We start from the raw sequence: 14,973 nt of genomic DNA, 5'->3' as shown, positions 1-14,973 counted from the left end.
GATGGTCTCCGGTTGTGAACAGGGTTGACTGGACAGGATTTTTGGCGGACTTATTTTTACTGACTGGCCTTTATCTGTTTTGGCATGCTGGTTTCACATCTCAGTATCCCCCGGGAAAACCCTCTTAAACCGTTATGGGTTTGTGGCATGGGTTATGTTGTTAGCTTGTTATCAGTGGGTATTGGGCTTATGATGGCAGCTGTGACTAAGATTAATATATAAAAGAAACTTGTTTAAATTGAAATGTATTCCATTATAGATATAGAGAGCAATGGTGCAGGGTATAGAAAAGAATGCATTATCGATATTGCCATTTACCGGTACGACGGGCAGAAGATCACCGATCAGTTCATTTCGCTCGTCAATCCTGAAAGTGATATCACTCCTTTTGTACAGAAACTTACCGGCATCAGCCCGAAAATGGTGAAAACCGCTCCGAAATTCCATGAAATTGCAAAAAGGGTAGTGGAAATTACAGCCAATACCACTTTGGTTGGCCACAATATCGAATTTGATTACCGTATGCTCCGGCAGTCGTTCCAACGATTAGGATATGATTATAAAATCCATACGCTCGATACCATTCCCCTAGCAAAAAAACTGATCCCTGATGAAGCCAGTTATTCACTCTCGAAGCTGGTAAAATCATTGGGTATTCCATTAACCAACCCTCACCGGGCAGATGGAGATGCGCGGGCTACCCTGGAACTGTTCAGGCTGCTGGTGGCAAAAGATACGGAGAATGAAATTATCCAGGAACATCACGAAGAGCTGAATGCCAAAACCTATATCAACAAAATCAGAGAGCTGACTCAGGATCTTCCGAACGAGAAAGGATTTGTCTACTTCCAGAACAATGCAGGCAAAATCATTTTTTCAGATTACGTACAGGACATCAATAAGTTTTCAAAAAAAATATTCAATTCCAAATCCAGAAAATGGGAACCCGTTCAGGACGAAGTGGAACAGATCAGTTATGAACTCACCGGAACAGATATCATTGCGAAACTTATCCTGAGCTCCAAAGGCATCCGGAAGAAAGAAATCCTGCCGTTCGGTCTGTACTGCAGAAACGGGAAATATGTTGTAGAGAAAAACAGGCTTAACAAAACCGAGAAACCTATCCTGAAATTCAGGTCTTTTACACAGGGCGCGAAAGCGGTGCAGTTTATTACAGGAGTCGATGCCTATGCCGATGTTGAATTTTTTAAGAATAAAATCAGTTTCAGGCAAAAAAATGAACTTTGGCTGGGCCAGGGAAGAAGGCTGGGTGAAAAACTGTTCCTCATTATTGAGAACGGAAAGGTGGTTTCTTACGGGTTTTATGATCTTTTTACCCAGATCCAGACATTAAGCAAGCTTTCCAAACTGAAAATAGATCTGCTTTTCCAGCCTGCCGATTTAGTCAATGAACTCCAGCTGGCCCTTTTACGCGGCGACTTTGAAACGCTGCCTTTGCCAAAATAATAAACAGGTCATTTAAAATTCTATATCCATGAATCACATCGGTCACGATCCGTCCCACTGGAAGTTGGGGTTTTTCTATTTCAATAAAAACGACAAAAGAATGTTTCCTCCTAAAAGGATAGGATTAGGCTGGACTGTCAACTTCGCAAATCCTTCCTCTGTCATTGTATTTTCGCTAATATCAGCCGGTATTGTAATAATTGGTTTTTTTCTGAAAAAATAAAACAAATATTGTCTTCCTGTTTTTGTTTAAGTGTTTTATTCTGCAAATATGATTTTAATAAGAATAAAATTCTAAGGGTTTCATTTTATACAGTAAACAAATTCTCAGTACATTTGTATTTTATTAATCAAAAAGAAAAAGTTTAATTATTTACTTATGAACTCACAAGATTTGTTACAGATTGCCAATGAATTCGGCACACCGGTATACGTGTATGATGCAGAGTCTATTAAATCCCAGTATGAGAAACTTACTTCTTCTTTTTTGAAACATACCAAGTTTTTTTACGCTGCCAAGGCACTTACCAATATCAACATCCTGAAATATGTGAAAAACCTGGGTGCCTCGCTGGACTGCGTGTCCATCAATGAGGTAAAACTGGGGCTTAAAGCAGGTTTTACCAAAGAGAAAATATTATTTACACCCAACTGTGTAGACCTGGCTGAGATTGAGGAAGCCATGAAATACGGAGTACATATCAATATCGATAACATCTCCATTCTGGAGCAGTTCGGGAACAAATACGGGAACAGCTATCCGATTCTGGTAAGGATCAATCCGCATATCTTTGCAGGCGGGAATTATAAAATCTCTACAGGTCATATCGACAGTAAATTCGGGATTTCCATCCACCAGGTGCGTCATATCGAAAGGGTGATGAAAAGTACCAACCTGAATGTGGAAGGCCTCCACATGCATACCGGAAGCGAAATCAAGGATCCGGATGTGTTCCTGCAGGCCCTGGAAATCATGCTGGAGCTTTCCGAGCATTTCCCTAACCTGAAATACCTGGATATGGGCAGCGGATTCAAGATTCCTTACCAGGACAGTGAGGAGGAAACTGATGTGAAAACCCTTGGGAAAAAAGTGGAAAAGGTTATCTCCGAATTTTCAAAATCAACCGGAAAAAAATTCGAGTTGTGGTTCGAGCCCGGAAAGTTCCTGGTAGGAAAAAGCGGTAACCTGCTGGTAAAAGCCAATGTGATCAAGCAGACCACGGCTACGGTTTTCGTAGGGGTAAATTCAGGTTTCAACCATCTGATCCGGCCGATGTTCTACGATTCCTATCACGCCATTGAAAACTTATCCAATCCGAAAGGAGCGGAAAGGATCTATACCGTTGTAGGGAATATCTGTGAAACCGACACTTTTGCCTGGGACAGGAAGCTGAATGAAGTAAGGGAGGGCGATATCCTGGTGTTCCGTAATGCCGGAGCTTATGGTTTTGAGATGAGTTCCAACTTCAATTCCCGGTTGAAGCCGGCTGAAGTGCTCTTTCTCGATGGGAAACCTCATCTGATCAGGAAAAGGGATGAATTTGAAGATCTGCTGAGAAACCAGATCGAGATTTTGTAAAAAGACTTATGATCCGCCTGTTTTACAGGTTACGAATGGTCAATTTGCTCCGCAGGTCAATGGTGATTTTTTAAAGTTTACCGATTGGCAGGTGTAGGGAATTGACCATTTGCTTTTACTGATTATAGAAGCCGATTACATTTTTAAAACCGGTTTAAAATTCATCGAACATACTTTTTAAATACCGTAGCAGAGTCCAAGTCTGTATAATCGGCAAGCTAAGGAAGTTGACTATTCGCCATTGGCTCTGTCCCTCTCAATATTTTAAGGCAATTTGCCGCTCCAAAATACCATAATGGCATAATCTTTCCACGCTTATCTCTTTACTCCTTAGGGATTAGAATCTAATTTCTCACTTTATCAAAAAATATTAATTATGGCAAAGAATATAGCCGAGCAGATTGTGGAAATGCTCGAAAATGCAAACGTGAAAAGGATTTATGCAGTAACCGGAGACAGTTTGAACCATCTGAATATGGCGGTTAGGAAAAGCAGCATCGAGTGGATCCATGTAAGGCATGAAGAGGTAGGTGCCTTTGCCGCTGCCGCTGAAGCGGAACTGGACGGTTTTGCCGTATGTGCGGGAAGCTGCGGACCAGGGCATATCCATCTCATTAACGGCGTATACGAGGCGCACCGTTCTCATTTGCCGATGCTGGTTATTGCCTCTACCATTCCCAGCGAAGAAATGGGAACCGATTATTTCCAGGAGACGAATACCATAAAGCTGTTTGATGACTGCAGCCATTATAACCAGATGATTACCCGGCCGGAACAGGTGCAGCGGATAATGCAGACGGCTATCCAGCATGCCATTTCCAAAAAAGGAGTGTCGGTGATCGGGCTTCCGGGAGATGTTTCGGAACTGGAGGCAGAAGAAGCGGTAACGGCCAATAAAGTTTTCCATACGAACCCGGTCATCCGTCCTTCGGATGAAGAGCTTCAGCAGCTTGCCGACCTGATCAATGAACATAAAAAAGTTACCCTGTATTGCGGTATCGGCGCCCAGCATGCCAATGCAGAGGTGATAGAACTGTCTAAACACCTGAAAGCACCGGTAGGGTATTCCTTCCGCGGGAAAATGGCCATTCAGGCAAACAACCCCAATGAAGTGGGGCTAACGGGGCTTTTGGGGCTCCCATCCGCTTATCATGCCATGCACGAAGCAGATCTGCTGGTCCTTTTGGGAACAGATTTTCCTTACCAGAAATTCATGCCGGTTAAAAATAAAATAGTACAGGTGGACGAAAGCGCGGAAAGACTGGGTAGAAGGGCAAAGCTCGACCTGGGGCTTACCGGGGATGTAAAAGAAACCATAAGGGCTCTGATGCCGCTCCTGAAAGAAAAGACGGATGTTAATTTTCTTAGCCAGCAGCTTGAATTTTATGAAAAAGTAAAAGAAGACCAGATGATCTATGTTAAAGATCCGGGATCTGAAAATGCCATACAACCGGAATTTGTTACCCACACTTTGGATAAGCTGGCGAAGCATGATGCTATCTTTACGGTAGATACCGGCATGTGCTGCGTCTGGGGAGCACGTTATATCACAGGAACCGGGCAACGTAAAATGCTGGGGTCTTTCAATCACGGTTCCATGGCCAATGCCATGCCGATGGCTATAGGAGCCGCTCTGGCCCATAAGGACAAGCAGGTTATTGCTTTATGCGGCGATGGCGGGTTGTCTATGCTGCTGGGAGATATGGCTACCATTTTCCAATATAAGCTTCCGGTAAAGCTTATTGTCTTCAACAACCGCTCCCTTGGAATGGTAAAGCTTGAAATGGAAGTCGCCGGAATGCCGGACAACGAAACGGATATGGTAAACCCGGATTTTGCCATGCTTGCCCAGGTTATGGGATACCCCGGTAAGAATGTACACCGTCCGGATGAAGTGGAGGCTGCCATAAAGGAATGCCTGGAATATGACGGTCCTTTTCTTCTGAATGTTTTCACCAATCCGAATGCACTGGCATTACCGCCTAAGATAGAAGCCAACCAGGTGCTTGGGATGACCAAGGCTATGACACAACTGATGCTGGGCGGTAAAATGGAAGAAGTGCTGGATACCGTGAAAAGCAATTATAAACATGTTAAAGACCTGTTGTAATGAGTGCATCATTAAAGAGGTTATATATCGTCGCATGGGTTTTCGGCCTTGTATTCTATTTTCTGGATTATGTCATCAGATCGGCTCCGGCAGTCATGATTCCGCAACTGGTTGATAATTTCAATACCACAGAGCTGAAGCTCATCAGCATGGTCGGGACCTATTATTATACCTATTCTACCTGCAGCCTTATTGCGGGGATTGCGCTGGATAAATTCGGAAGTAAAAAATCCCTTTTTATCGGTACCTTAATTTTGGGCGTCGGATGTCTTCTGTTTTTGGCTTCAAGCCAGGTAGCAGGGATTACCGGAAGATTGCTGCAGGGTGCAGGATGTGCTTTTGCCTTCCCGGGATGTGTGTATCTCGCCAGCAAAGGTTTTTCTTCCAAATCCCTGGCAACAGCTATCGGGGCGACCCAATGCATCGGGATGCTGGGCGGTACCGCAGGGCAATTCGTTGTCGGGCCATGGGTGGAAGAAGGAGTAAATATCAATACCTTCTGGCTATGGTCCGGAATAGCAACCGTTATTACGGCATTCTGCCTCTTTTTCGTAATTCCGAAGGAAAAGAACGAAGAAGGATCCCCGGAAGAAAAGCCTGTCGGGTATCTTGAACCGTATAAAATTGTGTTCAGGAATCCGCAGTCCTGGCTATGCGGGATTATTTCCGGGCTGCTCTTTGCCCCGACTACCATTTTTGCCATGACCTGGGCTGTTGCCTTTTTTGAGAAAGACCGGCAGTTTGCTTTTCATGAGGCGGCTGTAACCAGTGCCATGGTGGCGTTCGGATGGGTTTTCGGGTGTCCGTTACTGGGTTTTATTACGGATAAGATCGGCAGGCGGAAACCTGTTCTTGCAGCAGGAGCGGTAATCATGATCCTCAGTCTTCTGCAATTGATCTATCTTCCGGAACTTTATCCTGCGAGGATAAGCATGTTTATTTTGGGACTGGGTTCGGGAGCGGCTATGATCCCTTATTCCGTAATCAAGGAAGCCAATCCGGATTTCGTGAAGGGAAGTGCTACCGGAGCCATCAATTTTATTACTTTCGGCGTTACAACGTTGCTGAGTCCGGTTTTCAGCAGATGGTTCGGGAAAAGTCTCGGCACGGTACCCGGCACGGAACATTTCCAGCATTCGGTCCTGTTCTGGATTACGGGAATTGTACTGGCCATCCTGATTTCGCTGTTGCTGAAGGAAACAGGAAGCAGAAATCAGCAAACCGCAATACAGGCTGCTCATTAAAACAACAAACTCCGCCATAGTGCGGAGTTTTTAATTTTTATCGTATTTTTATGCCTGCAAATGATCAATAGAAACGGAAGGTGCATAAACCATATAAGAAATTCCGGATTTGTTATAAAAATTAATTTAATTTCTAATACCTATGATTACCATTAAGCGTGTCCTGTTCATCATGAACATACTTCTCTCATGGCAAATTTCCGCACAACAGATAATGGACCGATATCCTAAGGGCCAGAATTCCTATGAAGGCGGCGATGTGCAGTTTTATAAAGACTTTCATCAGATTGTTACAGACAAATCGTTAAAGCCCTGCGATAATAAGAAAGAATTTTTTACCCTTAAGCTGGTGGTGTATGAAGATGCCACGGTAAAATACGTAAAGGATGAATTGAATAATGAGCTGATAACGAAAAATAAATGTGCTTTTGACCTGAGCCTTGAAGTCCTGAAGCATATGGATCAATGGAAACCTGCTGTTTTTGATGGGATTAAAAAGCCGGCAGTAACCAGATTTATCATTTTCCCGGATGCATTGTTCGATGGCTATAAGGAAGGCTACCTGCCGCAGAATTTTATAGAAGAAACGGTCTTTGGCAAAAAGGAAGGGTTGCCGGGAGGAATTAATAATTTCCGGAACGAGGTGGTCAGGCATGTGGATCTGAGAGGATTTGAATGGAATCAGCCTTTCAGGCTGGTGGTGGTTTTTGTGGTTAATAAAGAAGGAAAAATAGATCAGCTGGCTATGGAGGAATCTTCGGGTAATGCAGAGTTTGATGAAAGGGTTCTTGAAGGGATAAAAAGCCTCAGAAAGAAATGGAGCCCGGCCAGAATTCACGGGGAGCCTGTGGATTACCGGTTCAGGCTTCCGCTGAGCTTTTCCGCACCAAAATAATTCTCCTGCCATTCTGTCACAATATTTTGTATCTTTGCAGACTTAATCTGTTCAACGTGTTGGGTTCAGAATGCAGAGCGTACGCTTTGGGCCTCAAACATTGAACCTTAAATCTATCGAAGTGCAGGAAAAATATATAGACGAAACAAAGCAGGGCGAAGCTTTTGCAGTTGCAGAAAGAGACGGGAATTCCAAAAAACTTTTCCTGGAAAGCTACGGCTGCCAGATGAATTTTTCAGATTCTGAGATCGTCGCTTCCATTCTTAATGAACAGGGATATAATACCACCCTGAAAGTGGAAGAGGCCGATTTAATTCTCCTGAATACCTGTTCCATCCGTGAGAAAGCCGAACAGACCGTCCGGATGCGTCTTTCCCAGTTTAAAAACCTGAAAAAAGAAAAACCGAACATGACGGTAGGGGTTCTTGGCTGTATGGCGGAAAGGCTGAAGACGAAATTCCTGGAAGAAGAGCAGCTGGTGGATCTTGTAGTGGGTCCTGATGCTTACAGGGATTTGCCCAATCTTTTAAAAGAAACCGAAGACGGAAGGGATGCTATTAATGTGATCCTTTCAAAAGAGGAAACCTATGCCGATATCAACCCGGTACGTCTGGGCGGAAACGGGGTAACTGCCTACGTAACGATTACCAGGGGCTGCGATAATATGTGTACTTTCTGTGTGGTTCCGTTTACAAGAGGAAGGGAAAGAAGCCGGGATCCGCATTCCATTCTGCAGGAATGTAAAGACCTGCGCGACAGCGGATACAAAGAGATTACCCTGCTGGGCCAGAATGTAGACTCTTATCTCTGGTACGGCGGAGGTCCCAAGAAAGATTTTGCCAAAGCTTCTGAAATGCAGAAAGCAACCGCTGTGAATTTTGCCCAGCTGCTCGACCTGGTAGCGAAAGCCGTTCCTGAAATGCGAATCCGGTTTTCCACCTCCAATCCGCAGGACATGAGCCTGGATGTGTTCAGGATGATTGCAAAGCACGAAAATATCTGCAAATACGTCCACCTTCCGGTACAAAGCGGAAGCAATGCCATGCTGGAAGCCATGAACAGGCAGCATACCCGTGAAGAATACCTCGATCTGATCCGGAAAGCCAAGGAAATTGTTCCGGATATTGCTTTCTCCCAGGATATGATCGTCGGGTTCTGTAATGAAACCGAACAGGATCATCAGGACACTTTAAGCCTGATGAAAGAAGTAGAATATGATTATGGATATATGTTTGCCTATTCGGAGAGGCCGGGGACACCGGCTCATAAAAAGATGGAAGACAATATTCCGGCTGATGTAAAGCAGCGGCGTCTTGCGGAAGTTATTGCCTTACAGGGGGAACTCTCAAGAAACCGGATGAAATCCTATGTAGGGAAGACCCATAAAGTACTTATTGAGGGCGTTTCCAAAAAAAATAAAAACCAGTGGAAAGGCAGGAATTCACAGAACGCTGTCTGTGTATTTGATGTGCTGGAAGGACAGAAGATCGGTGACCTTGTGGATGTTTTTGTCTTTGACAATACCCAGGGCACACTTTTAGGGGAAACGGTTTCAAAATAAATATGCCGGAAAGACCAATGACTGAACCGCTTGTAAAAAATAGTTCCGCATTGCCCGAAGATACCCGGGGTAAATTTGTTGCTGCCTTTAAGCGGACCATTGTGCTTGCCTGTTATGAAACGGGAAGAATGGTTTATCTCCGAAAAGCTCAGTGAAAAAGTCTGGTTCCGGTAAAGCAGGAAAAAATGTATTGTTATCATTGGGCTTATCATGATAATGTCAGAGACTTAGATTGGGAATTTGAGACCCTGAGATACAAAAAGCTTTGGTCTTTCTGCTGATATTGCCTCAGTCAATTACAGTACAGGAGGAAAAATGAGTTAACAGATATAATTAATAATGGAAAAATTTCAGAAATACTGTTTTGGAGTCTTGCTGGTGATCATATACAGCAATATTTCCGCGCAGACTGGTAAAGAAGTTCTGCATCAGGAAAGGTGCAGGGTATTGTATCAGTTCTGCAGTCAGATTCTGGAATCGGGGATTGAATCACAGACTTCTGCCGAAACCAGCAACAGGTCTTCATGCGGATATACAGAAAAAGCAGATTCTGCCGCCAATATATTGTCAGCCAAAAAACAGGGTTGCATTTACAAAAACAAAGCAGAAGCATTTCTTCCTGCTGGTACAGAACATGCGCTCATTCTCAAAAACTTCGAGAGAAAAAGCAGGGAGCAGCGATTTGCCCGGAATTTATATTTTAAAACAAAAGTTTCAAAAGTCAGAAACAAAGATTATTTAAGCACGATAGGTTAATTATTAAGACAGGAAATTATTTAAAAATTAATCGGACAGCAGGAAACTGCTAAAAAATAATCTAAAACTTTACTTATGAGCAACGACTTACAGAATATAAAAAACCGTTTCGGAATCATCGGGAATTTTCCGGCACTTAACCGGGCGCTGGAAAAATCCATCCAGGTAGCACCCACAGACATTTCCGTACTGGTAATCGGAGAGAGTGGGGTCGGGAAAGAATTTATTCCGAAAATCATCCATTCGGAATCCAAAAGAAAACATCAGCCTTATATTGTGGTCAACTGCGGAGCGATTCCGGAAGGAACCATCGATTCCGAATTGTTCGGACATGAAAAAGGGGCGTTCACCGGGGCAACAGCCACCCGGAAAGGCTACTTTGAAGTAGCTGACGGCGGTACTATTTTCCTGGATGAGGTAGGAGAGCTGCCTTTACAGACGCAGGTCCGCCTGCTGCGGGTGCTGGAAAGCGGCGAATTCATGAAAGTAGGGTCGTCCCAGGTCCAGAAAACCAATGTGAGAATCGTGGCTGCTACCAACGTCAATATGATGAAGGCCATCCAGGACGGCCGCTTCCGGGAAGACCTGTATTACCGTCTCAATACCGTACAGATCGATATGCCGCCTCTGAGGGAAAGAAAAGGCGATATTCATCTCTTATTCAGGAAATTTGCCATTGACTTTGCCGAAAAATACCGGATGCCTGAGCTGGAACTGGAGCCGGGCGCCGTTCATTATGTTGAAAATTATACCTTTCCCGGAAATGTCCGCCAGCTGAGAAATCTTGTGGAGCAGATGACCGTTGTTGAAAGAAACAGGCACGTTACCGTAGACAAGCTGGCAGAATATATCCCGATGGAAAGCCATCTTCCGATGGTCGTCAATACCCCCAATTCCCCTAAACAAAGCGATTTCGGAAACGAAAGGGAAATCATGTACAAAATCCTTTTTGATATGAGGAACGATATCAATGATTTAAAATCCCTAACTTCGGAACTGATTAAGAACCGGGGGAATGCAGACCTCAGCAATCAGGAGAAAAACCTGATCAACAGGATCTATACGCCTGAAGCCCAGCAGAATGTTGCGCCCAGCTCCCTGTTGTATTTTGAAAACAAGGCCGCAAGTGATCATCCTGTAATCCAGAACCCCACCATTATTTCAGGATCCGATGACAGCTATGAGGATATTGAGGACATTGAGGTGGAAGAACACAGGCCGGAATCCCTTTCACTACAGAACAATGAAAAGGATCTGATCATCAAAGCGCTGGAGAAACATAAGGGCAGGAGAAACAAGGCAGCAGATGAGCTGGGGATTTCGCAGCGGACCTTATACAGAAAAATAAAACAATATAATCTGGAAGAATAAATTAAACCTATGAATACATTAAAAGCAAGACCCGTACATTTTAAAATGGGCGAATACATCAATAGCGGATACAGTTTCCTGAAAGATCATTTCGGTGATATCTTTGTAGCTTTCCTGTTATGCTGTGTGATGTCCTTAATTCCTTTCTGCGGTCTGCTGGCAATGGGGAATTTTTACAGGTACTGCAGAGGGCTGCGCAGGAAAGAACAGGTCAATACGGGCGATGTCTTCAATTTCGATAATTTTATCCCATATTTCGTCCTGCAGCTGATTTTCATAGGCGTATTCTTCGCTTTGTATATCCCGATGCTTATTTTTCTGCCGGTTATAGCTACCGGTGGCAATGCAGCCGCTGTATTCGGGATCATATTTGTATTGTATATACTGTTCCTGGTGGTCGCCATATTTGTATTGCTGATCAAAACTTTCTATATGACAGCCCTGATTTCCCTGGGTGGAATTACAGATCTTAAAACAGCGTGGAAAATGTCAACCATCATGACCAAAGGCAATGGGCTTACCCTGTTTTTATTCCTTTTTGTGGTCAGCATACTGGCCAACCTGGGTATACTGGCCTGTGGTATCGGATTGTTTTTTACAATGCCGTTTGCCCGTGTGGCTATTTATTTCGCTCTGGAAGACGGGATGCAACAGATCGAACATGATGAAAAAGAAATTGGAACGAAAAATGGATTTTAAAAATAAAAAATATCAGCCTAAAATAATCTGGATCCTGTGGTTTTGCCTCGGGCTTATGCAATCCTGCTATAGTTTTACCGGTTCATCCCTTACGGATGAAAAGACCATCCAGATCAATGAGTTTCCGAATAATGCGCCGTTGGTAAACCCTACGTTGTCCCAGCAGTTTTCCACGGATATCCAAAACCGTTTCCTGCAGAGGACAACACTGAAAGGAACCAAAGAAAACCCGGATATCCTGGTGGAAGGGGAAATTACCGATTATTCCATTACGCCTACCACCATCGGATCCAATACCGTGACTAACCAAAGTACCGGTGGCGTGGTGCAGGAATCGCAGAACAAGCTGACCATTACGGTAAAAGTGCATTATGAGAATAAACTGCATCCGGAAGTAAGTTTTGACAGGACATATTCTGACGAGGCCGTTTTCAACAGCAACCTGTCACAGTCTGAGATCGAAAGTTCCCAGGTGAAAATCGCCACGGACAGGATCATCAATAAAATATTTAACGACATTGTAGCGAACTGGTAAGATGAATGAAAGAGTATTGGAATTATTAAAGGCCCCGAAAAATATTCAGTCAGAAGATCTCGGTCTCCTGAAACAGGAAATTGATTCTTATCCCTATATTCAGAACATCAGGGCTTTATATCTGTATGGCGTGTACCGGTATGATCAGGGAAATTACCAGAAAGTGCTTTCTACCACAGCCGCCTATACTACGGATAAAAAAATCCTGTATCAGCTGATCAATGGGAAAATCAGGCAAAAGCCTAAACCTGAAACCACAGTGCCGGCGAATGTACCGGAACAGGCAATTATCGGAACAGAAACGCAGGACACTGCCCGGAAACCGAATATCTCAGGATTCCCGCTGGCCAGAGAGGAGGCTGCAGCTGCCATACAGGAAAAATCAGATAAGCAGCCTGAAGAAAAATCCAACGGGTCTGATCAGGAAGAACGCCTGTCGCCCTTGCCTAGGACTGAAAGTAAACCGGTATATGCCAACGGCGAACTGAACAGAATCCTTTTCGAAGGTGAAGAAGACTTCCTGGCAGATCAGGATGTTGAAACCATTGATCTTGAGTCCACGCTGGAATCAGGTTCTATTGTTACCCAAAAGCCACATAAAGAAGCACAGACTGCTGTGACCGGAAACGACCTGCCACAGGAAAAAGATAAAGATCCCGGTCTTGCTGGCACGGATCACAGGGCAGATCAAGCTATTTCAGAAACGGAAGGAAAGGATGGGCTTTTACCAGCCGCCGGAAACGTTCCATCCGGTGGAAATGCTTACAATCCTGGAATCGCCGAGGAAACTGAATCCTTACCGGTTCCTGAAGAACCTGCGGAACAGGAGGGAAATGCAGGGGATAGCAGGAAAGCCGGGATCGATGAAGAGCCACAGTCTGGAACAGCGGAAATTGAAAATTCAGCTGTTGCGGAAGAAAGCACAGACTACAAAGAAAGTACGCCTAATCCTGATGCTGAAAGTGCCGAAAAAGAAGAAAAAGAGGCTTTACCGGCTGCCGGTGAAAATGTCCGGGCGGAAGACGTACAGCAAGTCAGCAGATCTGCTGAAACGGACAGTGTTGGTGACTTTACTTCTGAAACCCTTATCAAAGAAGGAAAAACCGGCTCCGGAGATACGGAAAAAATGCCCGGTGATGCTGAACTCAGCTTTCATGAAACAGAATCCTTTATGCCTCATACCTCCGTTGAAGCCGCTGAGGATCCGGAGCAACAGATCCGGGAAGAAAACATTGCGGATAGATCTGTAGACGCAGGTGAGCAGGCCGCTCTTTTCACTCCGGAAAAGATCATCAGTGAAGATGGAATTTCAGGGGAAAAGGAAACCCTGCATGATGAATCGCAGCTCAGTTTCCACGGAACGGAGTCATTCCTGCCGGAAGTAAACATTCAGGCGCCTGTTCAGGAAGAAAGACCGGATGAACCGATCCAGCCGAACATCAATAAGCATGAGGAAGAGATGCGCCGCCTGATTGAAGAAGTAGAGAAGAAAATGAAGGAAAGGGCAGCTGCTGAGAAAACGGATAAGCAGCCGCAGCCTGAAACCGCAGACAGCAACATCAACTTTGCTGAAACAAGGCCTGATGATACTTCTTCGGCACATGAACCGCAAAAGACGGAATCTTCATCAGAAACCCCGTCGGAAGAAATCTCAGGACAGAATGAAGCAGATGTTGAGGAACCTGAGGCAGTAAAAGACCAGCCGGATACGGAAGCGGCCCGTTCCGCATGGAGGCCAATGAACTTCCAATCCAACCTGCCGGACTCATTGCTCAACCAGCCGGCCCCATCCATTCTGCCGGAAACGGAATTAAAAACCGGAACTGAAAAAACTTCCGGTAGAGAATTTCCTGAAGATAAAAAAGAAGCTGTTACGGAGGAAGAACAGCCGCTTGAAACCCTGACCGGAGAAACACGGGATACGGTTGAAAAGCAGGATCAGCCTGAAAGTTCCGATACCATAAGCCCTGCTGAAGAAGCGCCGGTAATGAATGTATCATTCTTTGGTTCCGGATGGACCATTGCCCAGCCGGAAACACCTGAAGAGAAAAGCAGGCCTGCAGATCAGGATGTGCCGGCTGAGCAGGAACAGGTGGCAGAAAAGCTCGAAGCCGTTTCTGCCGCCGCTACCCAGCCTTTGGACAGCAACGTGCCTGGCTTCATCAATACCTGGCAGAGCTGGCTCAAAATAGACCGGACGGAAGAGATCCAGAAAGAGAAAACGGAAACCAAGGCCAAAGTAATCGAGGCTTTTATTGAGAACAATCCGAAAATCAGCCAGCTGAAAGATGAAAGTACCTTCGTTGTAAAGGAAAAAGGAGATGATATTTCGCACCTGATGACCGAAACGCTGGCCAATCTGTATTTTGAACAGAAACTCTATACCAAAGCCATTAAAGCCTTTGAGATCCTGATTAAAAAATCGCCGGACAAAGAAGAATATTTTAAAGGTAAGATCCAGGAAATTAAAGATTTCAGAACCAAATAGGCCGTAATCAGCAGACATAAACCAATAAAATAAACACCACAGACATGATTTTTTTGTCAATTAATGCTTTCCAGCTTTTAACCGCTGCGGTGCTGGTGGCTGCCATGTATATATATGCCTTTGCAGTGCTGTATAAAAATAGGGCAGGCCTATTGCCTTACCTGGTATTGATCCTGTTTCCGCTGGCAGGAGCACTGGGAATTATCTTCGGGAATTTACTGGGAAGGTCGAAATAATATACACCCTTATCGGTGGGATATTTTCCCGC

Annotated in this window: 13 protein-coding genes; all 13 read left to right on the top strand. The window is 44.6% G+C overall.

Annotated elements, in window-relative coordinates; translation table 11 throughout:
• Positions 1-243: 243 nt before the first annotated feature.
• The 13 genes from QZ735_RS14225 to QZ735_RS14170 all read left to right on the top strand — a co-directional run bounded on the left by QZ735_RS14225 (position 244) and on the right by QZ735_RS14170 (position 14,941).
• A complete protein-coding gene (locus tag QZ735_RS14225) occupies positions 244-1,467 on the top strand; it encodes a PolC-type DNA polymerase III (protein WP_294249646.1) in 1,224 nt (407 codons plus the stop codon).
• Between the two features lie 28 nt (positions 1,468-1,495).
• Positions 1,496-1,690: a DUF5808 domain-containing protein gene (locus QZ735_RS19545; RefSeq protein WP_367117854.1), complete on the top strand. Its 195-nt coding sequence runs from the start codon at positions 1,496-1,498 to the stop codon at positions 1,688-1,690.
• 156 nt (positions 1,691-1,846) lie between these two features.
• Positions 1,847-3,046 (top strand): diaminopimelate decarboxylase, encoded by a 1,200-nt coding sequence (gene lysA, locus QZ735_RS14220; RefSeq protein WP_294249644.1) that lies wholly within the window; start codon positions 1,847-1,849, stop codon positions 3,044-3,046.
• Positions 3,047-3,422: 376 nt separating this feature from the next.
• Entirely contained in the window at positions 3,423-5,156 is a 1,734-nt protein-coding gene (locus tag QZ735_RS14215; RefSeq protein WP_294249642.1) for a thiamine pyrophosphate-dependent enzyme, read from the top strand.
• Complete coding sequence (locus tag QZ735_RS14210) at positions 5,156-6,400, top strand: MFS transporter (protein ID WP_294249640.1); 1,245 nt, start codon at positions 5,156-5,158, stop codon at positions 6,398-6,400. Before QZ735_RS14215 ends, QZ735_RS14210 begins: the two co-directional genes overlap by 1 nt.
• A 142-nt stretch (positions 6,401-6,542) precedes the next feature.
• Entirely contained in the window at positions 6,543-7,295 is a 753-nt protein-coding gene (locus QZ735_RS14205; RefSeq protein ID WP_294249639.1) for an energy transducer TonB, read from the top strand.
• Positions 7,296-7,416: 121 nt separating this feature from the next.
• Positions 7,417-8,856 (top strand): tRNA (N6-isopentenyl adenosine(37)-C2)-methylthiotransferase MiaB, encoded by a 1,440-nt coding sequence (miaB, locus tag QZ735_RS14200; RefSeq protein WP_294249684.1) that lies wholly within the window; start codon positions 7,417-7,419, stop codon positions 8,854-8,856.
• Positions 8,857-9,195: 339 nt separating this feature from the next.
• On the top strand, positions 9,196-9,612 hold the full coding sequence (locus QZ735_RS14195) for a hypothetical protein (protein WP_294249637.1): 417 nt from the start codon (positions 9,196-9,198) through the stop codon (positions 9,610-9,612).
• A gap of 75 nt (positions 9,613-9,687) precedes the next feature.
• The gene (locus tag QZ735_RS14190) at positions 9,688-10,983 is read left to right on the top strand and encodes a sigma-54-dependent Fis family transcriptional regulator (RefSeq protein WP_294249635.1); all 1,296 of its coding nucleotides are present in this window, start codon (positions 9,688-9,690) and stop codon (positions 10,981-10,983) included.
• Between the two features lie 9 nt (positions 10,984-10,992).
• Entirely contained in the window at positions 10,993-11,682 is a 690-nt protein-coding gene (locus tag QZ735_RS14185) for a hypothetical protein (protein WP_294249633.1), read from the top strand.
• Positions 11,683-11,737: 55 nt separating this feature from the next.
• Positions 11,738-12,217, top strand: a complete 480-nt coding sequence (locus QZ735_RS14180; protein ID WP_294249682.1) for an LptE family protein — start codon at positions 11,738-11,740, stop codon at positions 12,215-12,217.
• 1 nt (position 12,218) lies between these two features.
• Positions 12,219-14,705 (top strand): hypothetical protein, encoded by a 2,487-nt coding sequence (locus QZ735_RS14175; RefSeq protein WP_294249631.1) that lies wholly within the window; start codon positions 12,219-12,221, stop codon positions 14,703-14,705.
• 44 nt (positions 14,706-14,749) lie between these two features.
• On the top strand, positions 14,750-14,941 hold the full coding sequence (locus tag QZ735_RS14170; protein WP_294249629.1) for a hypothetical protein: 192 nt from the start codon (positions 14,750-14,752) through the stop codon (positions 14,939-14,941).
• Positions 14,942-14,973 lie beyond the last annotated feature (32 nt).

This window comes from uncultured Chryseobacterium sp. (assembly GCF_913776365.1).
In the GTDB taxonomy this organism is placed as follows: domain Bacteria; phylum Bacteroidota; class Bacteroidia; order Flavobacteriales; family Weeksellaceae; genus Chryseobacterium.
The sequence above is the reverse complement of the archived record's forward strand: the minus strand, read 5'-3'. Positions and strand labels throughout refer to the sequence as shown.